Source organism: Rhodococcus sp. B7740 (assembly GCF_000954115.1).
GTDB lineage: Bacteria > Actinomycetota > Actinomycetes > Mycobacteriales > Mycobacteriaceae > Rhodococcoides.
Genome location: NZ_CP010797.1, coordinates 3,436,388 through 3,461,694, shown reverse-complemented (window position 1 = coordinate 3,461,694; position 25,307 = coordinate 3,436,388). Strand labels below are relative to the sequence as shown.

25 protein-coding genes are annotated in these 25,307 nt (G+C 64.5%); 19 read left to right on the top strand and 6 right to left on the bottom strand.

Annotated elements, in window-relative coordinates; all coding sequences use genetic code 11:
* The first annotated feature begins 14 nt into the window (after positions 1 to 14).
* The 5 genes from NY08_RS15895 (at position 15) to NY08_RS15875 (ending at position 5,312) form a co-directional block, all read left to right on the top strand.
* On the top strand, positions 15 to 923 hold the full coding sequence (locus tag NY08_RS15895) for a L,D-transpeptidase (RefSeq protein WP_045197420.1): 909 nt from the start codon (positions 15 to 17) through the stop codon (positions 921 to 923).
* A 133-nt stretch (positions 924 to 1,056) separates the two neighbouring features.
* Positions 1,057 to 1,989: a carbohydrate ABC transporter permease gene (locus NY08_RS15890; protein WP_176459206.1), complete on the top strand. Its 933-nt coding sequence runs from the start codon at positions 1,057 to 1,059 to the stop codon at positions 1,987 to 1,989.
* Between the two features lie 26 nt (positions 1,990 to 2,015).
* A complete protein-coding gene (locus tag NY08_RS15885) occupies positions 2,016 to 2,876 on the top strand; it encodes a carbohydrate ABC transporter permease (RefSeq protein WP_176459218.1) in 861 nt (286 codons plus the stop codon).
* Between the two features lie 28 nt (positions 2,877 to 2,904).
* Positions 2,905 to 4,230 (top strand): ABC transporter substrate-binding protein, encoded by a 1,326-nt coding sequence (locus tag NY08_RS15880; protein ID WP_045197418.1) that lies wholly within the window; start codon positions 2,905 to 2,907, stop codon positions 4,228 to 4,230.
* A complete protein-coding gene (locus NY08_RS15875) occupies positions 4,230 to 5,312 on the top strand; it encodes an ABC transporter ATP-binding protein (protein ID WP_045197416.1) in 1,083 nt (360 codons plus the stop codon). Before NY08_RS15880 ends, NY08_RS15875 begins: the two co-directional genes overlap by 1 nt.
* On the opposite strand, the gene NY08_RS15870 is transcribed toward NY08_RS15875, so the two are convergent.
* The gene (locus tag NY08_RS15870; RefSeq protein ID WP_045197414.1) at positions 5,290 to 6,600 is read right to left on the bottom strand and encodes a cytochrome P450; all 1,311 of its coding nucleotides are present in this window, start codon (positions 6,598 to 6,600) and stop codon (positions 5,290 to 5,292) included. The genes NY08_RS15875 and NY08_RS15870 overlap by 23 nt on opposite strands.
* A 35-nt stretch (positions 6,601 to 6,635) precedes the next feature.
* Positions 6,636 to 8,594 carry a M13 family metallopeptidase gene (locus NY08_RS15865; protein ID WP_032396737.1) on the bottom strand — a complete coding sequence of 653 codons (1,959 nt, stop codon included), beginning with the start codon at positions 8,592 to 8,594 and terminating at the stop codon, positions 6,636 to 6,638.
* Positions 8,595 to 8,648: 54 nt separating this feature from the next.
* On the opposite strand from NY08_RS15865, the gene NY08_RS15860 reads away from it, so the two are divergent.
* From NY08_RS15860 to NY08_RS15845, 4 genes are all read left to right on the top strand, one after another.
* The gene (locus tag NY08_RS15860) at positions 8,649 to 9,263 is read left to right on the top strand and encodes a TetR/AcrR family transcriptional regulator (RefSeq protein WP_045200573.1); all 615 of its coding nucleotides are present in this window, start codon (positions 8,649 to 8,651) and stop codon (positions 9,261 to 9,263) included.
* A complete protein-coding gene (locus tag NY08_RS15855) occupies positions 9,260 to 10,138 on the top strand; it encodes an ABC transporter ATP-binding protein (RefSeq protein ID WP_045197412.1) in 879 nt (292 codons plus the stop codon). The genes NY08_RS15860 and NY08_RS15855 overlap by 4 nt, the downstream gene beginning before the upstream one ends.
* The gene (locus tag NY08_RS15850) at positions 10,135 to 11,718 is read left to right on the top strand and encodes an ABC transporter permease (protein ID WP_045197410.1); all 1,584 of its coding nucleotides are present in this window, start codon (positions 10,135 to 10,137) and stop codon (positions 11,716 to 11,718) included. The genes NY08_RS15855 and NY08_RS15850 overlap by 4 nt, the downstream gene beginning before the upstream one ends.
* Before the next feature lie 105 nt (positions 11,719 to 11,823).
* Complete coding sequence (locus NY08_RS15845; RefSeq protein WP_045197408.1) at positions 11,824 to 12,942, top strand: GGDEF domain-containing protein; 1,119 nt, start codon at positions 11,824 to 11,826, stop codon at positions 12,940 to 12,942.
* Between the two features lie 17 nt (positions 12,943 to 12,959).
* On the opposite strand, the gene NY08_RS15840 is transcribed toward NY08_RS15845, so the two are convergent.
* On the bottom strand, positions 12,960 to 13,436 hold the full coding sequence (locus NY08_RS15840) for a DUF4190 domain-containing protein (protein WP_230596931.1): 477 nt from the start codon (positions 13,434 to 13,436) through the stop codon (positions 12,960 to 12,962).
* Between the two features lie 111 nt (positions 13,437 to 13,547).
* A complete protein-coding gene (locus NY08_RS15835) occupies positions 13,548 to 14,312 on the bottom strand; it encodes a pirin family protein (protein WP_032396735.1) in 765 nt (254 codons plus the stop codon).
* A gap of 157 nt (positions 14,313 to 14,469) precedes the next feature.
* Here NY08_RS15835 and NY08_RS15830 point away from each other — a divergent pair, with 157 nt between their 5' ends.
* From NY08_RS15830 to NY08_RS15810, 6 genes are all read left to right on the top strand, one after another.
* The gene (locus tag NY08_RS15830) at positions 14,470 to 15,855 is read left to right on the top strand and encodes a maltokinase N-terminal cap-like domain-containing protein (RefSeq protein WP_045197406.1); all 1,386 of its coding nucleotides are present in this window, start codon (positions 14,470 to 14,472) and stop codon (positions 15,853 to 15,855) included.
* 76 nt (positions 15,856 to 15,931) lie between these two features.
* The gene (locus NY08_RS26285; RefSeq protein WP_176459207.1) at positions 15,932 to 16,099 is read left to right on the top strand and encodes a hypothetical protein; all 168 of its coding nucleotides are present in this window, start codon (positions 15,932 to 15,934) and stop codon (positions 16,097 to 16,099) included.
* A gap of 164 nt (positions 16,100 to 16,263) precedes the next feature.
* A complete protein-coding gene (locus NY08_RS15825) occupies positions 16,264 to 16,698 on the top strand; it encodes a GtrA family protein (RefSeq protein ID WP_143546551.1) in 435 nt (144 codons plus the stop codon).
* A 128-nt stretch (positions 16,699 to 16,826) separates the two neighbouring features.
* On the top strand, positions 16,827 to 17,783 hold the full coding sequence (locus tag NY08_RS15820) for an acyl-ACP desaturase (RefSeq protein WP_045200570.1): 957 nt from the start codon (positions 16,827 to 16,829) through the stop codon (positions 17,781 to 17,783).
* Positions 17,784 to 17,860: 77 nt separating this feature from the next.
* Positions 17,861 to 18,565 (top strand): M50 family metallopeptidase, encoded by a 705-nt coding sequence (locus NY08_RS15815; RefSeq protein WP_032396733.1) that lies wholly within the window; start codon positions 17,861 to 17,863, stop codon positions 18,563 to 18,565.
* Positions 18,566 to 18,585: 20 nt separating this feature from the next.
* The gene (locus tag NY08_RS15810) at positions 18,586 to 19,548 is read left to right on the top strand and encodes an SMI1/KNR4 family protein (protein ID WP_082073836.1); all 963 of its coding nucleotides are present in this window, start codon (positions 18,586 to 18,588) and stop codon (positions 19,546 to 19,548) included.
* 180 nt (positions 19,549 to 19,728) lie between these two features.
* Here NY08_RS15810 and NY08_RS15805 read toward each other — a convergent pair whose 3' ends face one another.
* A complete protein-coding gene (locus NY08_RS15805) occupies positions 19,729 to 20,169 on the bottom strand; it encodes a YdeI/OmpD-associated family protein (RefSeq protein ID WP_045197402.1) in 441 nt (146 codons plus the stop codon).
* A 119-nt stretch (positions 20,170 to 20,288) separates the two neighbouring features.
* Between NY08_RS15805 and NY08_RS15800 the strand changes: the two genes are divergently transcribed.
* Entirely contained in the window at positions 20,289 to 20,891 is a 603-nt protein-coding gene (locus NY08_RS15800) for a YdeI/OmpD-associated family protein (protein ID WP_045197400.1), read from the top strand.
* A 58-nt stretch (positions 20,892 to 20,949) separates the two neighbouring features.
* On the opposite strand, the gene NY08_RS15795 is transcribed toward NY08_RS15800, so the two are convergent.
* Positions 20,950 to 22,353: a GntP family permease gene (locus NY08_RS15795; RefSeq protein WP_045197398.1), complete on the bottom strand. Its 1,404-nt coding sequence runs from the start codon at positions 22,351 to 22,353 to the stop codon at positions 20,950 to 20,952.
* 234 nt (positions 22,354 to 22,587) lie between these two features.
* Between NY08_RS15795 and NY08_RS15790 the strand changes: the two genes are divergently transcribed.
* From NY08_RS15790 to NY08_RS15780, 3 genes are all read left to right on the top strand, one after another.
* Positions 22,588 to 23,448 carry a lysophospholipid acyltransferase family protein gene (locus tag NY08_RS15790; protein WP_235387253.1) on the top strand — a complete coding sequence of 287 codons (861 nt, stop codon included), beginning with the start codon at positions 22,588 to 22,590 and terminating at the stop codon, positions 23,446 to 23,448.
* A 96-nt stretch (positions 23,449 to 23,544) separates the two neighbouring features.
* Positions 23,545 to 24,540, top strand: coding sequence for an ATP-binding cassette domain-containing protein (locus tag NY08_RS15785; RefSeq protein ID WP_045197395.1), 996 nt, complete (start codon positions 23,545 to 23,547; stop codon positions 24,538 to 24,540).
* Positions 24,537 to 25,292 (top strand): ABC transporter permease, encoded by a 756-nt coding sequence (locus NY08_RS15780; protein WP_045197393.1) that lies wholly within the window; start codon positions 24,537 to 24,539, stop codon positions 25,290 to 25,292. The genes NY08_RS15785 and NY08_RS15780 overlap by 4 nt, the downstream gene beginning before the upstream one ends.
* The last annotated feature ends 15 nt before the right edge of the window (positions 25,293 to 25,307 follow it).

Genomic DNA, 25,307 nt, shown 5'->3' with positions numbered 1-25,307 from the left:
GATGGTCGGGTTACATGGCATCACCGGTTCGCACACGCAGATTCGCCCGTATCGGCGCGATCGTTGCAGGTACAGCCCTTGCCGCGTCCGCCGCATTCGGTTCGGCACAGGCCGCGCCACTGTGGCCGGGCGGCCCGGACGTCTCCATCCCCGGGATGCCGGGATCGTCGGATCCGGCTGCACCCGCGCCGCAGCAGCTCACCCCGCAGCTCGCGCCCGCGAACTTCTCCGATCCGAGCATCAGCCCCTCGGGCGGCGAGGTCGTCGGAGTCGCGCAGCCCATCGCCATCCGCTTCGACGAGGCGATCGGCGATCGTGACGCGGCGCTGCGCGCCATCCGCGTCACCACCAACCCGTCCGTACCCGGGCACTTCTACTGGATCAACGACACCCAGGTCCGGTGGCTGCCCAACGAGTTCTACCCGGCGCACACCCAGGTGACCGTCGAGGCGGGCGGAGCGAAGGCCGAATTCTCCACCGGCGACTCCATCATCACCACGGCCGACGACAACACCAAGCAGATCACCGTCACCCGCAACGGCGAGGTGGTCCGCACCATGCCCACCTCGATGGGCAAGGTCGGGCACGAGACCCCCAACGGCACCTACATCGTCGGCGAACGGTTCCGCGACATGTACATGGACTCGTCCACCTACGGCGTCCCCGTGGACTCCGAGGAGGGCTACCGCACCTACGTCGAGTACGCGACGCGCATCTCCTACAGCGGCATCTTCGTGCACGCTGCTCCGTGGTCGGAGTCGCAGCAGGGCTACTCCAACGCCTCGCACGGCTGCCTCAACGTCAGCACCGAAGACGGCAAATGGTTCTTCGAGAACGCCCAGAAGGGCGACCCGGTCATCGTCGTCAACACCGACGGCGGCACCCTCAGCGGATCCGACGGTCTCGGAGACTGGAACCGCTAGAGCGGCTTCGCCGCATGTGCACGGAACTTCGTAGCCCACTACGAAGTTCCGCTCACATAGGTTGGTCTGTACGACGGTGAGCGTTCGGGCTCAGTTCACCATTCGTTAGCCGCGACTGAGCACAGTCCTCGCGGTGAGTGCAACAACCGAACGAGTGCTGCCCACGGCACGCGAGAAGCGATTCTTCTCGCGGCCGTGGACCGATTACGCACTGTTCCTGATTCTCGTGGGCCCCAATCTGGTTCTGCTGGGCGTGTTCACGTATCGGCCGCTGGTGGAGAACTTCCAGTTCTCGTTCTTCGACTGGAACCTGTCCTCGCCCACGTCCACGTTCGTCGGATTCGACAACTACCGCGAGTGGGCCTCCCGCGAGGACACCTGGCAGATCGTCGGCAACACCGTCGTGTTCACGGTCGCCGCGGTGGTGGGCTCACTGGTTCTCGGCCTGGTGCTGGCGCTGCTGCTCGATCGAAAGCTCAGGGGCCGCAACTTCGTTCGCTCCGCCGTGTTCGCTCCGTACGTCATCTCGGGTGCAGCGATCGGTATCGCATTCCAGTTCGTCTTCGACCCCAACTTCGGGCTCGTCCAGGATCTGATGCGACGCTTCGGCCTCGGTACCGTCCCGGACTTCTATCAGGACCCGAAGTGGGCGATGGTCATGATCACCGTGACGTACCTGTGGAAGAACCTGGGCTACACCTTCGTCATCTACCTCGCGGCTCTGCAGGGTGTGCGCAAGGAACTGATGGAAGCGGCCGAGATCGATCAGGCGAGCCGCTGGACCACGTTCCGCAAAGTGCTTCTGCCGCAACTGCGCCCGACGACGTTCTTTCTGTCGATCACGGTGCTGCTCAACTCGCTCCAGGTCTTCGACATCATCAACGTCATGACGCGTGGTGGCCCGCTGGGCACCGGCACCACCACGATGGTCTACCAGGTCTACGAGGAGACGTTCCGCAACTTCCGGGCCGGCTACGGTGCCACGGTCGCGACGATCCTGTTCCTCGTCCTGCTGATCGTCACCCTCGTGCAGGTACGAATCATGGATCGAGACGATCAACGATGACAGTGACGAACAGGCCTCGGACGGCAATGCCGGAGAAGGTGCCGGGGCCGCGCGACCAGCAACGTGCGCGACGCAGCGCGAACATCCTCGGATACGCGGCCATGGTCGCCGTCCTGCTGATGATCGGGCTGCCACTGTTCTGGATCCTGATCACCTCCTTCAAGGATCGACCCGACATCTACGTTCAGCCGGTCACGTGGTGGCCCAGCGTGTTCCATCCACAGAACTACGACGAGGCGACGACGGAGGTGCCGTTCTTCACGTATCTGCGCAACTCCATCATCATCACCACGGCCGTGTCGTCCATCAAGTTCGTCCTCGGGGTTCTCAGTGCCTACGGACTGGTGTTCCTGCGCTTCCCGGGCAAGAACGTCGTCTTTCTCGTCATCATCGCCGCCCTCATGGTGCCCAATCAGATCACCGTCATCTCCAACTACTCGCTCATTTCCGAGTTGGGGTGGCGGAACTCGTTCCAGGGCATCATAATTCCGCTGGCGGGGGTCGCCTTCGGTACGTTCCTGATGCGCAACCACTTCCTGTCGCTGCCACCGGAGATCATCGAGGCCGCGCGGATGGACGGTGCCGGACCGGTACGGCTGATGTTCCGGGTGATCCTGCCGCTGTCCGGCCCGACCATGGTCGCCTTCGCCATCATCACGATCGTCACCGAATGGAACGAGTACCTCTGGCCGTTCCTGATGTCCGACGACTCGTCCGTCGCACCGCTTCCGGTCGGGTTGACGCTGCTCCAGAACAGCGAGGGCTACACCAACTGGGGGGCGGTGATGGCCGCGACGGTGCTGACCATTCTGCCGATCCTTCTCGTCTTTCTCGTCCTGCAACGCCACATGATCAAGGGCCTCACCTCCGGTGCGGTCAAGGGCTGATTCACCTCACTATCAGGAGTCGAACACCATGGCACACATCATCAATCGGCGTGGCTTCCTCACGCTCACCGGTGCGGCCGCGGCCGCCGCAGCCCTCGCTGCGTGCAGCGGCCCCGGATCGGGTGGGTCGGGCGGCGAGGCTGTCGAAGGCGACGCGAACACCATCAACTTCTGGTCGAACCACCCGGGCAAGTCCCAGGAGTTCGAGAAGGAACTGATCTCGCGCTTCCAGGCCGAGAACCCCGGCCTGACGGTCAATCTCATCGACGGTGGCAAGAACTACGAGGAGGTGTCGCAGAAGTTCAACGCGGCGCTGTCCGGCAACGATGTGCCCGACGTCGTCGTGCTCTCGGACGTCTGGTGGTTCAACTACGCCCTCACCGGTGCGATCGAGCCGCTCGACGAGCACTTCTCCGCGGCAGGCGTCGACCAGTCCGACTACGTGGATTCGCTGCTGGCAGACTACAACTGGAACGGCAGCCACTGGGCATTGCCGTACGCGCGCTCGACGCCGCTGTTCTACTACAACAAGGCCGTCTGGCAGCAGGCCGGACTGCCCGATCGCGGGCCGGCCACCTGGCAGGAGTTCGACGAATGGGGCCCGCGCATCCAGGCCGTCGTCGGAAACGGCAAGCTCGCTCACGGTTGGGGTAACGCCGTCGACTACCTCGGGTGGACGTTCGAGGGACCCATCTGGACGTTCGGGGGATCGTACTCCGATCAGTTCGAGCTCAAGTTCGACGACCCCAATACCATTGCGGCAGGCAAGTTCCTGCAGGACATGATCCACATCAAGAAGTACGCCGCGGTCTCCAACGACATCGCCAACGACTTCGCCGCCGGCATCATCGCGTCCACCATCGCCTCCACCGGCGACCTGTCCACCATCAAGGGCGGGGCGGCGTTCGAGTTCGGTACCGCGTTCCTGCCTGCCACCGAGGGGACCCCAGGTTGCCCCACCGGCGGAGCCGGTCTGGCCATTCCGGCGAAGATCTCGGACGAGCGAAAGGTCAACGCGCTCAAATTCATCGATTTCGTCACCAACGGTGCCAACACCGCGTACTTCTCCCAGAACACCGGCTACATGCCGGTCCGCAAGTCTGCGCAGCAGGACCCGTCGGAGATCGCATTCCTCGAGGCGAACCCCAACGCGAAGACGGCCGTGGACCAGTTGGCGCTGACGCGTTCGCAGGATTACGCCCGCGTGTTCGTCCCCGGCGGCGACAAGATCATCGGTAGTGGACTCGAGCAGATCGCGTTGCAGAATGCCGATGTCGCAACGACATTCGCATCCGTCTCGGATCAGTTGCAGCAGATCATCGACCGCCAGATCACCCCGAAGCTGCCGAAGTAATGGCCGCCGTTCACTACGCCGGTGTTTCGCACCGGTACCCGGGTGCCGATTCGCTCGCTGTCGACAACCTCGAACTCGACATCGCGGACGGTGAATTCATCGTTCTCGTCGGACCTTCGGGGTGTGGGAAGTCGACGAGTCTGCGAATGCTCGCCGGTCTCGAGTCCGTCGAAAGCGGTCACATCGACATCGGCGGAGTGGACGTCACGTCATTGGCCCCGCGGGCCAGGGATGTCGCGATGGTGTTCCAGAACTACGCGCTGTACCCCAACATGACCGTCGGCGACAACATGGGCTTCGCGCTGCGCAATGCAGGAATGAGCAAGTCCGACACCGCAGCACGAGTACTCGTTGCCGCGAAGATGCTCGAGCTCGAGCCGTTGCTGAACCGCAAGCCCGGCAAGCTCTCGGGCGGACAGCGACAGCGAGTAGCCATGGGGCGCGCCATCGTGCGTCAACCCAAGGTGTTCTGCATGGACGAGCCCCTGTCCAACCTCGACGCCAAGCTGCGGGTGTCGACCAGGGCTCAGATCGCCGGTCTGCAGCGACGATTGGGCACCACGACGGTCTACGTCACCCACGATCAGGTCGAGGCCATGACCATGGGTGATCGCGTCGCTGTGTTGCTGGACGGCAAGTTGCAGCAGATCGCTGCGCCGCGGGAGCTGTACGACAATCCCGTCAACACGTTCGTCGCCGGATTCATCGGGTCACCAGGGATGAATCTGGTCGACGCCCCCGTGCGCGACGGCGCGGCCGTACTCGGTGAGTTGCGCATTCCCGTCCCGTCCTCGGCGGGCGAGCGGGTCGTGGTCGGCGTGCGACCGGAATCGTGGGATCTGGTCGGCGACAGTGCCGGCGGCCTGTACCTGACCGTCGAGCTGATCGAGGAACTGGGTGCGGAGTCGTTCGTCTACGCCTCCGCACCCGCCACGATCGATGGGTGGACCACCGCATCCGGGAGGATGTCGGTCCGAGTCGATCGCAAGCTGTCCATCGCACTGGCCGAAACCGTTCGGCTGGTACCCAAGCTGGACGAGCTGTTCTTCTTCGATTCCGTTACAGGCCTGCGGTTGTCGTAGCAGGCTCGCCGAGATTGACCGGGAGCGTGGCCCATCCGTGCAGGACGCGGGTGTTGCGACGGGTTCCCTCGCCTGCCGACCGCAGGTGAGGGTACCGGTCGAACAGGGTCTTGAGGCCCACTTCCGATTCGGCCTTGGCCAGTGCAGCGCCGAGGCAGTAGTGCCGTCCGCCCGAGAACGACAGGTGCTTACCGGCATTGGCGCGGGTGACGTCGAAGCGATTGGGGTCCTCGAACACCAGCGGATCCCGATTGGCACCGGCCAGCACCAGCACGACGAGCTTGCCCGCGTGCACCGTCACTCCCTCGATCTCCACGTCGCGCTTGGCCATGCGGGCCGTGAGCTGTACGGGAGACTCCATCCGCAGCATCTCGTCGACAGCCGTGGGCCAGTGTGACGGATCCTGTTGCAGCACAGCCAGTTGGTCGGGGTGATCCAGCAGCAGTCGGATCCCGCTGCCGAGCAGATTGACCGTCGTCTCGAACCCCGCAGCCAACACCAGACCTGCGGTGGCCCTGAGCTCCTCGTCGTTGAGGCCGACGCCCTCGTCCTCCGCGGCGATCAGCTGACTCATCAGATCGTCACCGGGATTGCGACGCAATCCGGCGATGTGTTGCGACAGCCAGGCGTCGAATCCGATCAGACCGCGTTCGACCTGCTTGAACTGAGACCACGACAATCCGATGTCGAGGCTGGGTGCGGCCATCTCGCCGAACTCGAGGACTCGCTGATTGTCCTTCACCGGCACTCCGAGGATGCGCCCGATGACCGCGACCGGTAGACGCGCACAGTAGCGATCGACGATGTCGACGACCGGAGAACCGTCGGACAGCTCGTCGAGCAGAGCATCGGCCGTTTCCTGCACCTGATCGCGCATCTTCTTCACCGCGCGGGCGGTGAAGACCGAGGACACCAGCTTGCGGTACCTCGTGTGGTCGGGTGGCTCGACCGAGAGCAGCGAGGGCGGCAGAATCGGGTGCAGTGCACCGGACCGGGTGTGCGCCTCGATCCAGCGCAGCGGCCCGGGGAGGGTTGCGCCCAGCTGGGTGACGCGGAAATCGTCCGAGCGCAACAGGTCGAACGCCACCCGGTGGTGCACGGTGATGTTCGAGATCCGTGTCTTCACCAGCGGCGCGGTGGCGCGCAACTCCTCGTAGACGGGTGTCGGATCGGCCCGGGTCGCCGGATCGACCAGCAGCATCGCTTGCCGATCACCTGCGGCCGCCCCCCGTTTGGCCGCGAGGCGAACCACCCCGTGTGCGGCCAGCCAGCGTGCGAATTCCTTCATCCGATGTCCCCTCCCCGTTGTGTACCAGCCTGTTGCTACCAGATCTTGACGCGCTTCCCCGGGTCCAAGTACAGCGCATCTCCGGGCCGTACGTCGAATGCTTCGTGAAAACTGTCGAGATTTCGCACGACGCCGTTGCAGCGGAACTCCGGCGGCGAGTGCGGATCGACGGCGAGTCGACGGATTGCCTCGGCATCGCGTGCCTTGGTGCGCCACACCTGTGACCACCCGAAGAACACACGCTGCAGGCCGGTCAGACCGTCGAGCACCGGCGCGTCCTTGCCTTCGAGCGAGATCTCGTAGGCGGCAACCGCGATCGACAGACCACCGAGGTCGCCGATGTTCTCGCCGATGGTGAACTCGCCGTTGACCTTGTGGCCGGGCAGTGCCTTGGGTTCGAATTCGTTGTACTGCTCGATCAGGGCCGTGGTGCGCTTGCCGAATTCGGTGCGGTCGCTGTCGGTCCACCAGTCCACCATGTTGCCGTCACCGTCGTACTTGGCGCCTTGATCGTCGAATCCGTGGCCGATCTCGTGACCGATGACGGCTCCGATACCGCCGTAGTTGGCCGCGTCGTCGGCCTCGGGGTCGAAGAACGGTGGCTGCAGAATGGCTGCGGGAAAGACGATCTCGTTCATGCCGGGGTTGTAGTACGCATTGACGGTCTGCGGCGTCATGAACCACTCGTCACGGTCGACGGGTCCGCCGAGCTTGTCGAGGTCGCGCTGGTAGTCCGCGGTGTAGCCGCGGCGGTAGTTACCGAGCAGATCGTCGGCGCTGATCTCGACGCTCGAGTAATCGCGCCACCGATCGGGGTAGCCGATCTTGGGGGTGAACTTGCCCAGCTTGTCCAAGGCCTTCTCACGCGTCTCCGGGCTCATCCATTCGAGCTCGGAGATGTTGCGTCGATACGCCTCGGTGAGGTTCTCGACGAGCACCTGCATCCTGGCCTTGGAGTCGGCCGGGAAGTGGCGTTCGACGTAGAGCTTGCCGACGGCCTCCCCGAGCACGTCCTGAACCAGGGAGACTCCGCGCTTCCACCGTTCGCGATTCTCCTCGGTACCGGTCAGCGTCGTTCCGTAGAACGCGAAGTTCTCGTCCACGATCGCGCTCGTCAGGAACGGCGCACGCGAATGCACGACGCGCCAGGCCAGCCACGCCTTCCATGCCTCGATGTCCTCGGAAGTCCACAGTGAGACGAAGGTGCTGAGGAACGGTGGCTGGCGCACGACGATCTCGGCGAACTGCTCGGTAGTGGCACCGAGCCCGGAAATCCATGCAGCCCAATTGAATCCGGCACCGTTCTGAACCAGAGTGTCGAAATCGACCAGGTTGTAGCTCTTCTCGGCGTCACGCCTGGCCACGACGTCCCAGTGGCCGGCGGCGATCTTCTGCTCGAGGTCGAACACCGTCTGCGCGTCGTACTCGATGCCGCTGAGCGCGAACATCTTCGAGATGTGCTCGAGGTAGCTCGTACGGATCTCGGCGTACTCGTCCTGGCGGTAGTACGACTCGTCCGGCAGGCCGATGCCGGATTGGCTGAAGTGGACCAGGTAGCGATCGGACTGCTTGGCGTCGGTGTCGACGTAGTGGCCGATTGCACCGCCGACGCCCGTGCGTTGCAGGGAGCCGAGAACGCCTGCGAGGGTGACGAGGTCGGTGGCGTCGGAGATGGCGGTGAGCTCGTCGGCGATCGGGGTGACGCCGAGTTGCTCGGCACGGTCGGCGTCCATGAAGCTCGAGAACAGGTCGCCGATCTTCTGCGCGTCGCTACCCGCGGGCGGGTTCGCGGCGGCCGATTCTTCGATGATGGTCTGTACGTCGACCTCGGCGCGGTCGTACAGCGTGCGGAATGCTCCGTCGACTGCGCGGTCGGCCGGGATGTCGTACTCCTCGAGCCATTTGCCGTTGACGTGCACGAACAGGTCGTCCTGTGCGCGTGTGTTCTCGTCCTGGTAGCTGAGATCGATGCCCGAGTTCACTACTGAAGTCATGCGTCCATCTTTACACTCTTGCGCTCGATTGAACGGGTGTTTAATGTGCTGTACATGCGTTCAGTATCGGAGGATCTCACCACCAGGGCACGAATCCGCGACACCGCGATCGGCGTCTTCGGCTCACAGGGCTTCACCGCAGGCGTGCGGTCCATCGCCACCGCGGCAGGAGTCTCTCCCGGGCTGCTCAATCACCACTTCGGGTCCAAGGACGGGCTGCGCGCAGCGTGCGACGAGCACGTTCTGCGAGTGATCCGCGAATCGAAGACCGCCTCGGCTGCGCCCGCAGGCATGATGGAACAGCTCGCTCGGATCGACGAGTACGCGCCGCTGGTCGCCTACATGGTGCGGAGCTTCTCCTCGGGCGGTGCGCTGGCGCGAGAGTTGTTCGAGCACATGGTCGACGACGCCGTCCGCTACATCGACGAAGGAGTCCGCGACGGCCGATTCACCCCCAGTCGAGACCCCGCGGCACGCGCCCGATTCCTGACGCGACAGAACGTCGGCGGACTACTGCTGTACGTGCAGATGGCCGGCCCCGACGTCGATTTCCGCGAGGCACTGAGCGCCCTCGGCCACGAGGTCATGTTGCCCGCGCTCGAGCTCTACACCGACGGACTGTTCACCGACTCCCGAGCTTTGGACACGTATCTGGAGGCGAAAGAATGACCGACGCAATCGCAGTGGACGACCTGGTGAAGAAATTCGGTTCGGTTCGGGCGCTCGACGGACTGTCGCTGCACGTACCGACCGGTGAGGTGCACGGCTTCCTCGGTCCCAACGGAGCCGGCAAATCCACGACGATCCGCATCCTGCTGGGTCTGATCCGCGCGACGAAAGGCGACGTGCGGCTGCTCGGCAGCGACCCCTGGACCGACACCGTAGCGCTGCATCGACGCCTGGCCTACGTGCCGGGTGACGTGACGCTGTGGCCGTCGCTGACCGGCGGTGAGGTGATCGACCTGCTCGGCCGAATGCGAGGAGGCATCGACTCTGCTCGCCGCGCCGAGCTGATCGAGAGGTTCTCCCTCGACCCGGGCAAGCGCACCCGCACCTACTCCAAGGGCAATCGCCAGAAGGTGGCGCTGATCTCGGCTCTGGCGTCGAACGTGGAGTTGCTCGTCCTCGACGAACCCACCTCGGGACTCGATCCGCTGATGGAGCAGCACTTCGGCGACTGTGTGAAAGATGCTGCCCGACGCGGAGTCACGGTGCTGTTGTCCTCGCACATCCTGTCCGAGGTGGATGCACTGTGCAGTTCGGTGACGATCGTCAAGGACGGGCGGACGGTCGATACCGGAACTCTGGCGTCGATGCGACACCTGTCTCGTACGACGGTCACCGCCGATCTCGAGCGCATGCCCGACGGTTTGACCACGCTCGCGGGGGTGTCCGACGTCCGAGTCGCGGGATCCTCGGTCACCTGCACGGTGGAGAACGAGGCCCTTGCGGCGACGATGCACGTGCTGGCCGACGCCGGAGTCCGCAGCCTGGTCAGCTCCGCTCCGACACTCGAAGAACTGTTCCTGAGGTACTACGCATGAAGGCTCTGACAGGAACCGGCGCGTTGCTGCGGTTGTATCTGCGTCGCGATCGTCTGGTGGCACCGGTGTGGATCGTTCTGCTCGGGGCGTTGCCGCTGCTGTACGCGGTCAGCTTCGAGGGCCTGTATCCGACGGCGGCGGATCGTCAGGCGTTCTACCTCGGGACTCTGTCGGCGCCCGCGCAGGCAGCGCTCGTCGGCCCGATCTTCGGTAGTGACCTGGGAGCTCTGGTGTCCTGGCGTTCGGGGTTGGTGCTGGCGCTGGTTCCGCTGGCGGCGATCCTCACTGTGGTTCGTCACACCCGAGGTGAGGAGGATGCGGGTCGAACCGAGCTGATCGGATCGACGGCGGTGGGTCGCTACGCCGGGTTGGCCGCGGCGATCGCGTTGGCGGGCGGCGCGGTGGCGACGACGGGAATGTTGTCGTCTCTCTCGCTGTGGGCGTTCGGCCTGCCGGTGGCCGGGAGCGTCGCGTACGGGGCGTCGGTCGCCGTGGTGGGGATCGTCTTCGTCGGCTGTGCGGCAGTATCGGCGCAGGTGGCGTCGGGAGCTCGGGTGGCTCGCGGTTACGCCCTCGGCGTGCTGGCCGCAGCGTTCGTTCTCAGAGCTGTCGGCGACATCGGCTCGGGAACCCTGTCGTGGTTCTCGCCGATCGGGTGGTCGGCGCAGGTGCGGCCGTTCGCCGACGAGAGGTGGTGGCCGCTGTTGCTGTCGCCGGCGGCGGCAGCCGCATTCTGTGCCACGGCATTCGTGGCAGCGAGTCGACGCGATCTCGGCAGTGGGCTGCGGGCCGAGCGCCGCGGGCGGGTGGCCGCCGCTCCGTCACTGTCCGGTCCCGTCGCTCTCGCCTGGCGACTCTCTCGCGGAACCATCGTCGTCTGGACCGTCGGGCTCGCCCTGTTCGGCACTGTCGTCGGAGCGTCCACGGACGGGATCGACGACCAGCTCGGCAGCAGTACTGCTATCGGCGACGCGCTCGGAAAATTCGGCGGCACCACACTCGAACAATCGTTCGTTGCGGCCGTGCTGAGCATCGTCGGCATCATGGTGGCGGCTTACTCGGTGTCGGCCCTGCTGCGGCTCCACGCCGAGGAAGAGGCAGGTCTGGCCGAGATCGTTCTCGCCACCGGCGTCTCGCGGATCCGCTGGCTGGCAGGGCACCTACTCCTGGCCGTTCTCGGCCCGGCGTGGCTGCTGCTGGTCGTCGGCCTCACCATCGGGCTGACGTACGGGTCGGCGACCGGCGATGTCTCGGGTGAACTGCCGTCCGTCGTCGGCGGCGCACTGGGTCAGCTCCCGGCCGTATGGGTGGTGACGGCCATCGGCCTTGCCCTGTTCGGCGCTGTCCCCCGATTCGCGACCGTCCTGTGGGCCGTTCTGGGCGGCTTCGTCGCCGTCGGCCAGGTCGGGTCGGTCGTGGGCCTGCCTCAGCCGTGGCTCGATCTCTCGCCCTTCACTCATGTTCCGCGATTGCCGGGAGCGGCAGTCGAATTCGCGCCGATCGGATGGCTCGTCGTGATCGCCATCGTCGTCGGTATGGGAGGTTTCACAGCGTTCCGACAAAGAGGCATCCGAGGGTGATGTGCGTCCGATAGCATCGGGTGTGGCCGATTTGTCCGGCCCGGTCCGACATGGTGGCGTCCTGTCGGGTCCGTGATCTCTGAGCCGAACGCGCATGGAGGTTACGTGCACTCGACATTCCTGCGCACATGGTGGAACCAGCCGCACAGCTACGAGTCGGTGGTGAGCTACCTCGGGCTGCACGGTGCGCTCGCTCCTTATCGCCTTGCCGCATCCTTGAGTACGTTCTCGTACGGACTCGCCGCTGCCGCACTGTTGTTGCTCACCGATTCCCCGCCGACCTCGCCTGTCGGCCGGTCGATCATCGTGGTTGCGATCGTGTCGACGCTCGCGGTCGGTGTCGCCTGGCTGAAAGCTCCCTGGCCATCGAAGCGGGTGTCTCTGTTGTTCGCCGTGTACTCGGACGTCGGAGTGACGCTGGTTCTGTTGTCCTACGGATCGCCCCAGACCACCTTCCTGGCCCTCGCGATGCTCGCAGCCAACAGCGTGTACGTCCAGCTCTTCCACAGTCCGAAAGTCATGGCGCTGCACTTGCTGTGGGCCGGGACGGCCGTGACGCTCTTCTTCGTGCTGATCCTGCTCTCACCCGACACCGATCCCGGATTGGCCGTCGCGCAACTGGTGGTGCTGTTGCCCATCACGTTCATGGGCCCCACGTTCTTCCAGTACCTGCTTCTCAAACTGCAGGTACAGGCGCAGGCGGCCAACTTCGATCCGCTCACTCAAGTGCGCAACCGGCGCGGGCTCGACGAGGCACTACCGGTGTATTTCCTGGGGGCGAACGATGTGTCGGTGATGGTCGTCGACGTGGACCGATTCAAGTCGATCAACGACAGATTCGGTCACCACCAGGGGGACGCGGCCCTGCAACTCGTCGCACGTCGGTTGACGACGGACGGTGTGCTGGTTGCGCGGGTGGGCGGTGAAGAGTTCGCCGTGGTGACCAAATCGGCCGAGAACCAGGCCCTCGCACTGGCCGAGAAGTATCGCTGCGCCGCGCATTCCGCGGAGGACCCCGCACCCCTGACGGTGAGCATCGGCGTCGCGCACTGCACGTATCCGATTTCCGAGGACATCGATTTCGACATCGTGGAACTCACCACGCTGCTGTTGCGGCGAGCCGACGCGGCGATGTACGAAGCCAAGCAGCAGGGCGGCAATCAGGTGGTCGTGGCGGGCTCGACGCCTCGACGTGATCGGTCTCCGTCAGGCACCGAGACCTGAGTGCCTGACGCGGCGGCTCAGTTCGGTGTGGAGTCGTCGTACTGGTTCTCGACGTTCTGCTGGAATTCGTCGGCACATTGCTGTTGTGCGGCAGTATCGCTGCCTGCGTTGCTGAGGCAGTCGGTGAAGTCCTGTCCACCGACTGCGTTGAACAGGCCGACCCCGACGACGACGAGAACGATCGACAGCGCTGCGGCCACGAAACCCAGAACGATCGCGATGAGTGACACGGTGCCGTTGGTGGCGGTGCGCTTCTTGTACCTGGAACGTCCGACGAAGCCGAGAACGATGGCGATCAGGCCGAGAAGAATGCCGCCGACGATGGTCCAGGAGAACAACACACCCAGAATCGCCAGGACCAGAGCCACCGTGCCGACGGTGTTCTTCGGTGCCGGTGGCTGTTGTTGGTAGCCGCCCTGCTGGGGGTACTCACCGGGTGAAGGGTAGTTTCCGGGCGGGGGATAGTTTCCGGGCGGCGGATTCTGATTCGACACGTTGAGTACCTCCGATATCGGCGATCGTGAACGCTCGGAGTGTATGTGGGTGGGCCCGGTGCACACAGGAGCCACGTGCTCCCGTGATCAACTTGTCATCGAACGGGTGAGTCACCCGCCGAGCCGCGAATGCATCTCCCAGATGAGTACCTCGGCCGATTCGGTCGCGGTAACACGTTGTCCGCCAGTGGAACTCATGCGGACTGCATCACCCTCCCAGAGCTCGCCCACCCCCTCGAGCGTGACGGTGCCGCGCGCGACGAACAGGTGCACGAACGGGGCGTCGGGCACGGTCACGGAGGCTCCGGGCAACAACCTTGCCGCGTGCAGTGCAGCCGACTTCTGGCCGATGGTGATCGCTGCCCGATCACGGTGCTTGTGCATTCCCGACGCGACGGTGACCAACCCGCCGCGCAGTAGTTCGTCGCCGATCTCGAGCTGTTCGTATCCGGGTGTGGCACCGGGGCTGTCCGGGAGCACCCACATCTGCACGAAGCGAACGGGTTCGGTGTGCCTGTTGCCGTCGATGCTCCAGGAGTCGTTCTTCTCGGAGTGCATGATGCCCTTGCCCGCGGTCATTCGTTGCGCGAGGCCGGGATGGATGATTCCGGAGTGTCCGATGGAATCCTGATGCACCAGTGAACCCTGCATCACCCACGTGACGATCTCCATGTCGCGATGCGGATGTGTCTCGAAACCCTGACCGGCGGTGACGATGTCGTCGTTGTTGACCAGCAACAGTCCGTGATGGGTGTTGTCGGGGTCGTAGTGCTGGCCGAAGGAGAACGAATGTTTCGAGTCCAGCCAGGACACACGGGTTTTCGATCGATCACCGGCACGGTGTACGTCGATGTGGGCGGTCAGTGGAGCGGACATGTGACCACTCTACGAGTATGTCCGTGCACCGGCGTACGACCTGCATAACGTTCGGGTGTCTTTGCGGTCGGTGTGTGAGCGTCGCCGGGAGTGGGTAGGTTTCGCTGAGTACGGTCACAAGCTCCGCAAACTCCCCCGAAGGCGGCGAGAGATTCTCATGGTCGGTTCCAGCTCGAGTGTGGCACGCACGATCGAACCCCAGCTCGAGGATGCTCTGGCGGCGTGGTTGCCAGGTCAACGGTGGTTCGGCGCAAAGGGTTCGACGGTCGGAGCGGTGCGCATCGTCGCGCGCGACGTGCTCCTGGACGAGCCGCATTTCGCGGCCGAGCATCTGCTGGTGGAGGTGCAGCTGACGCAGGACGGCACCGCCGTGACGCAGACCTACCAGGTGCCATTGGGGTTCCGCACCGAGCTGACCGACGATCTCCGACCGTGGACCCTGCCCGTGGCAGGCGAGGTGGCCGTGTTCGACGGTTTACGCGACCCCGAGATCATCGCCCTGTACGGCGATGCGCTTGCCGCCGGGAAAGCCACTGGCAGCATCGAATTCAAGATCGTCGACGGTTCGAGTGTGCCGAGCGGTCTGCGCGGTCGGGTTCTGGGGGCAGAGCAGTCCAACACCTCGGTGATTCTCGGTGATCTGCTGTTGCTCAAGCTGTTTCGTCAGGTGCCGCCGGGAATCAGCCCCGATGTGGAACTGCATCGCGCGTTGGCGGCGGCGGGGAGCGTCAACGTCGCGCCGCTTCGCGGCTGGCTCGAAGCCGAAGTCGGCGGTGAACCCACGACGCTCGGCATGGCCCAGGATTTCGCCGCGAACTCCGCCGAAGGCTGGACTGCGGCGCTGGCCAGCGTGCAGGAGGTGTTCGATTCCCCGCAGACACCGATCGAAGAACTGCCGGCCGATTTCGCCTCGGACGCGCATCGAATCGGAGCAGCTGTGGCGCAGGTACACCATGATTTGGCATCGAAGTTGGGCACCGCCGAGCGGACGGTTGAATCCACTGCCGTCGAGGAGATCCTCGCCCGCATCTCGGGAGTGGCACGGGTGGTGCCGGAGATCGCGCAGTACATCCCGGCGGCGACCGCGCTGATCTCGCGGGCGGAGGCGTCGAACAGCACCACGGTGCAGCGCATCCACGGCGACCTGCATCTGGGTCAGGTGCTGGGCACTCCCGAACGGTGGCTGCTCATCGATTTCGAGGGTGAGCCGGCCAAGACCCTGGCCGAGCGTAGGCAGATGGACAGCGCGCTGCGTGACGTCGCAGGAATGCTGCGCTCGTTCGACTACGCCGCCAATCACCTGCTGGTCGACCGCCCCGAGGACGAGTCGGCGCGTGAGCGGGCCGAGCAGTGGGCGGCGCGGAGCATCTCGGCGTTCTTCGACGGATACGCCTCGGTGGCCGGGCACGATCCCCGTGAGGAGGCCGACCTGTTGCGTGCATACGAACTGGACAAGGCCGTGTACGAAGTTCTGTACGAGGCGCGCAATCGGCCCACCTGGCTGTCGTTGCCGATGCGGGCCGTAGCGCGCCTGGTGAGTTGAACTGCGACGCACGAGGGGCGACGTCGACCGGCCCGTCTACGACAAGTACCGTATTGCCTGACACGGGAGGCAGGACATGAACGGTATTTTGGCAATTTTCGGCATCGCGGTGGTCGTCGTCACCATCGTCGTAGTGGTCGTGCTCGTTGCGGTGTTGTTCGTCGCATCGATCAAGCCCGACAGCCTCAACATCGACCTGGACCGCAAGAAGCGCGCCCGGGAAGAAAGTTCCACGAAAGCCTGAGACTTCCGTCACGCCCGAGACCGATTCGTCGGTGCGCGGAGTTGTATCGAGTCGAAGCGCCGACCGACGCTTCCGGTTCTACAACTGGAGTCCTCGTGAGCATTTCCCTGAAAGCTCCAGCTGCGTCCGGTTCGTCGGGCTGTGCGCCCCGCATCAGGTCGCGGATGCTCGGGGAGTCGGTGCTCGCTCAGTTCACGCGGTTCGTGATCGTCGGGGTGTCGAGCAACGGTGTGTACGCCCTGTTGTTCGTCGCGCTCGCTTCCCTCGGATCGTTCACCGCCAACCTCGCGGGTGTGGCCGCAAGTACCGTCCTGGCCAACGAACTGCACCGCCGTCACACCTTCCATGCGACCGGTCGAGTCGGTTGGTTCCAGACTCAGTGGGAAGCCGGAGGACTGGCCCTGATCGGGCTCGGTCTGAGCACCGCCTCACTGGCCGCAATGCACATCCTGTTCCCGGCGGCACCGACGTACGTACAGGTTCTGGTCGTGGTCGCCGTGAGTGGCATCTTCGGAGCTGCCCGATTCCTCGCTCTTCGTGGCTGGGTGTTCCGTTCACCGACTCTCGCAACCCCCGTATCGAATCTCGCCACTCGGTGAGCTGTGAAATCGCACCACTCGGCCTCGCCGGTGATTGCGACCTCTAACAGAATCCGGGCAAGGCACCCCGCACGACGCATCGATCGCCCTAGGCTGGCGAGCCGACGTCAACGCGAGGAGGCATGTCGATGGCCAGGGATCTGACACAGCTCGAGCTTCTGCAAGAGCTGGTGCCCACTGCCGAGGACAATGTGAACCGTCACCTGTCCATGGCTCGGGAGTGGCACCCTCACGATTACGTGCCGTGGGACGAAGGTCGCAACTTCGCCGCACTCGGCGGCCAGGACTACGACCCGGAGCAGTCCAAGCTCTCCGACGTCGCACAGGCCGCGATGATCACCAACCTCCTCACCGAGGACAACCTGCCGTCCTACCACCGGGAGATTGCCGAGAACTTCTCCCAGGACGGTGCCTGGGGCACCTGGGTCGGCCGGTGGACCGCCGAGGAGAACCGGCACGGCATCGTCATGCGCGACTACCTCGTCGTCACCCGCGGCGTCGATCCCGTCGCCCTCGAAGAAGCCCGCATGATCCACATGACCAACGGATATGCGTCGCCTGCCGGTGCAGGGGTGGGTCTGCTGCACTCCGTCGCCTACGTGACGTTCCAGGAGCTGGCCACCCGCGTCTCGCATCGCAACACCGGCAAGGTCTGCGACGATCCGATCGCCGACCGCATGCTCCAGCGCATCGCCGCCGACGAGAACCTGCACATGATCTTCTACCGCAACATCACCGGCGCGGCGATGGACATCTCGCCCGATCAGACGTTGCAGGCGGTCTCGGACATCGTGATGAACTTCGTCATGCCCGGTGCCGGTATGCCGAACTTCCGCCGCAACGGTGTGTTGATGGCAAAGCACGGCATCTACGACCTGCGTCAGCACCTCGAGGACGTCGTCTGGCCGGTCCTGCGCAAGTGGAGCGTGTTCGAGCGCAATGACTTCACCGGCCGCGGCGAGAACAAGCGCGAGGAACTCGCCGCGTTCCTCGAAGACCTCGAGCGTCAGGCCACCAAGTTCGAGGAGATGCGTGATCGCTCCTTCGCCCGCGAACGTGCGAAGGCCGAGTCGCGCGCGTCGTAGTGCCTGCGGCAGTGGTGCGGTTATGTGCCCTCAGCGGCACATAACCATGTCACTGCGGCGAAGCCGCATACTTGGGTGTGAACGAATTCTGGGACCGCATCTCCGCGGTGAGTCCTGATCCGCCGGTATGGATCGTCCAAGTTGCTGCTGTGATTGCACTCGTCATCGTCGTGTTGCCGCAGACGTGGCGGATCGCGCGCAACGTGGTGACCATCGCGCACGAGGGTGCGCACCTGTTCGTCGCACTGATCACCGGTCGTCAGCTGATGGGCCTGCGCTTGCATTCGGACACCTCGGGCGTCGCGATCTCGAAGGGCAAGCCCACCGGGCTCGGCGTCATCGCCATGACCTTCGCGGGCTACGTGGGGCCGTCGCTACTCGGTCTCGGTGCCGCGTTCGTGCTCGGGACTCAGCATGCGTCCGCGGTGCTGTGGATCGGTATCGTCTCGATCGCGTTGATGCTGTTGATGATTCGCAACATCTACGGATTGCTCTCCCTGGTCACCGTCGGGGCCGCCCTGTTCGTCGTGTCCTGGTGGGGCACCGGAGAGCAACAGGTCGCCGCGGCGTACTTCATCACGTTCTTCCTGCTGATCGCCGGTCCGCGTCCCGTGCTCGAACTGCAGAAATCGCGCAGCGCAGGACGGGCTCGGGACTCCGACGCCGATCAGCTGGCCCGACTGACCTTCCTGCCCGGCATCGTGTGGGTCGGGCTGTTCCTGCTCGTCACCGTCGGCTCATTGGCATTGGGCGCGTGGCGAATTCTGATGCCGGTGCAGTGATGCTCGTCTAGGTTCGAGTCGTGAACCTCACCGACATATGGACGGCGTACATGGCGACGCTTCGTGAACGCGCGCCGATCACCGCTGCGTCGATTCGGCCGCCAAGGTCTGTGAGTGAGCGCGAGGCCGCTGAACGCGCGACGACGCCGTGGACGGAGGAGTTGCGCGAGTTCTACGGGTTGCACGACGGGCAGCACGAAACCTACGGCGAGGAGTATGTGCCGGCCGGATCCGTATTGCCGGACTTCACTCTGTACTCGCTCGACCGAGCGGTGGATCGGCACAGGTTCAGTCTCGAAAATCCGCATCCGATCGACGATCTGGGTGAGGACTGGCCGGCCGAAGTCCTTGCCCAGGAGGCAGGTGAGACGGCGGAGATGTTCGTCCCGGCGTATGTTCCGTTCGCCGAAGACGGTTCGGGCGGAACACTTTACATCGACACACGCCCGGGTGCCCGGCGAGGTTGTATTCGCAGCTTCTCATACGACTCCGCTGACCAGGGTGCGCCATGGTTCGACTCGTTGGCCGAATTCATTGCAGCGTTGCACCGCAGCGTCGAGACGGGATCGGCGATCTACGACGACGTGACGCCCTCGTTCGTGGACGGCGTGCTCGAATGGGGCGACCCCGCGTTCTCGGAGGGGTCGATGGCCTACGCCACTACTCTTCCCGTCGTTCGAGTACCATTCCCGCTCATCGATTTTCGGCCATCCCAGCTGTCGGGCGACGACGATCTGATCGATCTGGACTACGTGCGCCGCACCGTCATCGATACCGCTCGGAGGCTGCACCCGAGTGCCGTGGTCGAGGACGCCCGAGCGGTCTATCGTCAGGTGCCGCGCCTGCGGGGTGCGAACATGAATTGGTGGGTGTGGATGGATGGAGCGGAAACGGTCTTCACAGCAATCGTCACCGGAGAGGGACACGACGTCATCGTCCTCGAGCTTCCGCCAGGGGGATGCGTGCTCGAGGCCGACGAGTGAACTGAACAGCACGGGCATTTGCTTGCGCGTCCTCCGCACCTGTGTACGACGGTCAGGGTCCGCAATCGGCACGAAACGGCGGTCGCACGTGCTCGACCATCCGCCTGCTGTAACGACTGCGGTGGACCCTAATCCACAGCTGGGACCCGTCTACGAACTGTCGGTCAGCAGCTTCACAAGTCACGCGACTCGGGCCGCTCGGGTCTGCTCGCGCGCCGCGTTGTCGATCGGCATCAACAACTGACGTCGCTCGCTCGGCCGCTTCCGCTCCCACGCGGATGTGCAGTGTGCCGCCTCCATCGCTTCCGCGACGTCCTTCGGAACCGGCACCAGATCGGGGTCGGCCGGCTCGAACTCGCACGAGACCAGATCACCGGGGCGAATGCCCAACCGGCGTTGAAGACCTACACCGATGTAGACGAAGGACCCGGGCATCACATTCGAATCTGCCTTGTTGAGACCGAGATTGAGACTCGAGCCCTCGATCGAACCGTCGATCCGGCGAGTCGGCCACCGTTCCGCCGCCTCGACCAAACGAGTCGGTACACGAATGATGGTGTACGTGTTCTTACCCCACGTCATCGGCTCGAGCACTCCGTCGAACCGGATGCGGTCACTCACCGATGCCTCGCGCCGTCGACACGACACCGAAGGGAATGTCGCCCACGATCGCAGCATAATCGAGTGCAAAGTCTTCGAGCCGATGACGGACCTTCAAGACAGTGAGGGAAGGGGTACGCATGGCCGTCATGGACGACGCACCGAGAGTGCATGCCGAGACACGTGCGCAGTGGCGGACATGGCTGACCGAACATCACGCGACGGTGCAATCTGCGTGGCTGGTGTCGTGGAAGAAGGCCACCGGAAAGCCGGCGATCAGCTACGACGACGCCGTGTCGGAAGCCCTTGCGGTGGGGTGGGTCGACAGTCGACCCCGCAAGCTCGACGACCAGCGAACCATGTTGTATTTCTCGCCCCGGAAACCCGCGAGCGCGTGGTCCCGTCCGAACAAGATTCGCGTCGAAGCCCTCCGTGAAGCAGGTCTGATGCTCCCGGCGGGGGAGCGCGCCGTCGAGGCTGCCGTGGCCAACGGATCGTGGACCGTACTCGACGAAGTCGAGGATCTGATCGTTCCCGACGACCTTGCGGCTGCATTCTCCGAATACGTTGACGCGGAGAACAATTGGAACCGATTCCCTCCGTCCGCGCGTCGCGGCATTCTGGAGTGGATCGCCACAGCCAAGCGGCCGGAGACCCGTGCCGCTCGAGTGCACGAGACTGCTCGGCTCGCATCGATCGGCGAGCGCGCAGCTCGTTGGCAACCCAAGCGCGATCGACAGTGACGGAGTGCGCCACCGATGAGTGAGCCGAGTGTCGATCATCGGGTCACGTCTCGCCCCGCTAGAACACCACCCACAGCAGCGACGCGAGTGCGAAGATCGCCAATCCGAGCGTGGTTTCCATGACGGTCCAGGTCTTGAGGGTCGTCTTCTCGTCCATGCCGAAGAAGCGGCTGACGAGCCAGAAGCCGGAATCGTTGACGTGAGAGAGGACGGTCGCTCCGGCGGCCAGTGCGAACACCAACAGTGCGATCTTGAAGTTGCTCAGATCCAGCTCGGCCACCTGCACCGAGATCAGCCCGGCTGTGGTGGTCAATGCCACGGTCGCCGAACCCTGCGCGACGCGTAGTGCGGTGGCGATCAGGAAGGCCTGCAGCAGAATCGGCAACCCGATGTCGGACAACGAGGCGGTGAGGGATTGCCCGATGCCACTGGCGCGCAGTACTCCACCGAACATGCCGCCGGCACCGGTGATCAGGATGATCGAGCAGATGGGTCCGAGAGCCTGGTCCATGTACTTGGCACCGTCGGCTACGGGGAAGCGTCCCGGCGCGAGGATGAACAGGGCCAGCAGCAGGGTGATGAGCAGCGCTATCGGGGTCTGACCGATGAGCGTCAGCGCCGCCGCCCAGGTCTCGTCCCCGGTCAGCACACCCGAGGTGGTCAACGTGTTCACGACCGTGTTGAGCGAGATCAGCACGAGCGGCGTCAGCAGGATGAACAGCACCGCACCGAACTTCGGCGCGGGGTCTCGGAGGCCGGCCATTTCCTTGTCGTGTTCCTCGGTGTCGGCTGCGCCGTCGGAGAAGAGGTCGGCGGGCAGGGTGTGGAACCGCTTGCCGAGCTGCGTGCCGACGAGGTAGGAGCCGACGAACCAGGAGACGACGGCGACGGGGACGCCGACCAGCAGCACCGATCCGATGTCGCCGCCGAGAAGTTCGGTGGCTGCGACGGGACCGGGGTGTGGGGGAACGATGGCGTGCATCGCGGCGAAAGCGCCTGCCGTCGGGAGGGCGTACAGCAGCACGGATCCGCCGAACCGTCTGGCGACGGTGAAGATGATCGGCAGGAAGACGACCAGGCCGGCGTCGAAGAAGATGGGGAAGCCGAAGATCAGTGCGGCGACACCGAGGGCGAGCGGTGCGCGCTTGGCCCCGAATCGGTTGATCAGGGTATCCGCCAATACCTGTGCGCCACCGGTGATTTCGAGCAGTCTGCCGACCATCACACCCAAGGCGACGAGTAGGGCAACAGATCCGAGTGTGGAACTGAAGCCCGAGAGCAGGGCCGACGGCACGTCCGCCAGCGGAATTCCCGCCGCGACAGCGGTGACCGCGCTGACCAGGACGAGTGAGACGAAGGCGTGCAGCTTCACCTTCATGATGAGGAACAGCAAGATTGCTACAGCTGCGGCTGCGATCAGCAGCAAGACAGTCGTTCCGTATGCCGGTTCGATCGGATCCATGGGGGTTACCTCGTTCGTTCGGCTCGAATTTCGACCATATCGGACAGTCTGCAAGCCGCGTGGGGTTACGAGCTCCGGTCGTCGGTCGACTCGGGTGCTGTGGAGTACGGTGCGAGTATGAGTGATGGGGATCACGTAACGGGTGGGGACGGCGCCGGAGATTCGACGGGGGAGCCGACGAAGGAGCAGTTGCGCGAGCAAGCGCAGCGGTACGCCGCCGCTGCGCGGATGAAGATGAAGGAGCGACGGGCGAACTCGTCCGGTGGTCTCGGAGCCGTTGTTGCCGAACGTGCAGGCGGCTGGGACCTCGACGACCAGAACACCGTCGCGATGGACCGTCAGCAGCGGCTGTGGAACGGGGTGATGGATCGGTACTTCCGAATGGAGATCGACGGTTGGGAGACCATCCCCGAGCCGCCGGTGCTGGTCGTGGGGGTGCACTCGGGTGCGCCGTTCGTGTGGGACGCGTGGACGGTCGGCGCGCAATGGTGGCGACACTTCGGCGAGAAGCGGATTCTGCACGGCACTGCGCACGATGCACTGATGGCGTTCCCGTTGATCGGCAAAGTCTTTCGATCCATGGGCGTGCTGCCCGCGGCACCGGACTCGATGTCGACGGCGTTGGCCGAGGGCCGGGACGTCATCGTGTGGCCGGGTGGTGAGGTCGATTCGTTGCGGCCCTGGAGCAAGCGAGACGAGGCGACGCTGGGCGGCCGAACCGGCTTCATCAAGCTCGCCATCCGGACGGGTGTACCCATCGTGCCGGTGGCGACCGTGGGTGGGGCCGACGCGATGCCGGTGCTGATCCGCGGTGACAAGCTGGCGAAGGTGCTCAAGCTGGACAAGATCGCACGGTTGAAGGTGTTCCCGATCGCGATCTCTCTTCCGTGGATCATCGCGCCCGCCGCGTTGCCGCAGATTCCGTTGCCCGCGAAGATTCGTACGCGTTTCATGCCGCCGGTGGAACTGGACCACGATCCGGCTCGGTGCGAGGACGAGGCGTACGTCGACGCCAAGTACGACGAGGTACGTGCGAGCATCCAGTCCGGGATGGACGCCCTCGCCAGCAAGCGAAAGTTTCCCGTATTCGGTTGATTTCTCGTCGGCCCGGCAACACGGACCGAACCTGACCGCGATCGTTTCTAGCGTCTCCGTCGTAGGGATTCACCGCTACGACGAGGGGCGTCACACATGATCGAAACATCGGGACTGACCAAGACTTTCCGGCAAGGCAAGAAGACCGTGGAGGCGGTGCGCGGCATCGATCTGGCGATCGGTGAGGGAGAACTGGTGGCGCTGCTCGGACCCAACGGGGCCGGCAAGTCGACCACGCTGCGCATGCTGACCACCCTGTTGTCACCGACTTCGGGCTCGGCGCGAATCGCCGGATTCGACGTGACGAAGGATCGAGATCGCGTCCGGCGCAGCCTCGGCTACGTGGGGCAGGGCAACGGCGCGGGCCACAATCAACGCGTCCGCGACGAGCTCGTCGTGCAGGGCCTGTGCTACGGCATGTCACGTCCCCGATCACGCAGTCGCGCAGACGAATTGATCGAGGCGCTCGAGCTCGGCGAGCTCGCTGCCCGTACGGTCTCGACCCTTTCCGGCGGGCAGCGTCGCCGGCTCGACATCGCGCTGGGGCTGGTGCATCGACCGCCCCTGTTGTTCCTCGACGAGCCGACCACCGGAATGGATCCGCAGAGCCGAGCGAACCTGTGGGACCACATTCTCCGGCTCAGACGCGAGATGGGTACCACCATCGTACTCACCACGCACTATCTCGACGAGGCCGATTCCATGGCCGAGCGGGTGATCGTCGTCGACCGCGGCACCGTCATCGCCGATGACACCGCCACGGCGCTCAAGTCCGAACTGGCAGGCGATCTGGTGGTCCTCACCGTGTCCGACGCGTCGGCGCTGGCTGCGTTGATCGGCGGTGTGGCCGGAGTCAGAGACGTGACGGTTGCGGGTTCGCGGTTGAATATCCGAGTCGAGCGCGCCGAGGTGGTTCTGCCGCAGATAGTGCGTCTGAGTCAATCCCACGGTATCGAAGTAATGACCGCCGACATGACGCGGCCGACCCTCGACGACGTGTTCCTCGGTCTCACCGGGCGCAGCCTTCGCGAGAGCGCTGCGGCGGCCACGCCTTCACTCGAAAGCGCCGGCACGGCAGGAGAACTCCGATGAACGTACTCTCCGGAAGCACGTTGGTGATGGGCCGCGAACTGCGGCCGATGGTTCGCGATCCGTTCACCGTCATCTTCAGTCTCGTCCAACCGCTGATTCTCCTGGCATTGTTCGGCCCGCTGCTCACCGATGTTCCCGGTCTCGGGGCCGGAAGTGTGTGGGACTGGTTCGTTCCCGGTGTGCTTGCGATGATCACCATCTTCGGAACGTCCATGACGGGCTCGAATCTGTTGGCCGAATTGCAGCAGGGGTCTCACGAACGAATGTTGGTGACACCGTTGCCGCGATCGGCGCTGCTGGTCGGGCGCGCGTTCAAGGAAATGGTGCCGCTGGCCGCTCAGGCCGTGCTGATCGTTCTGGTGGCATTGCCGCTCGGCCTGTCCGTGAATCCGATCGGTGCCGCCGTCGGAATCGTGCTGCTCGGTGTGTTCGGCGTCGGACTCGGCGCTCTGTCCTATGCATTGGCTCTGGCTGTGCGCGGACAGGATTGGGTGTTCTGGTCCATCCAGCAGACACTGATGTTCCCACTGCTCATACTGTCGGGCACGATGCTGCCGCTGACGGCCGCACCGGGGTGGATGCAGTTCCTGGTCGACATCAACCCTCTCGGATATCTCGTGGACGCCGAACGTGCTCTGTTCGCCGGCGACTTCGCGAGTTCGACGGTGCCGGCAGGTGTCGTCGCGGCCGCGGCCACTGCGGTGGTCGGACTTGCCGTCGGGATCCGGGCTATGGGCTCGAAGCAGGTGTGAGGCTAAGCTCGCGTC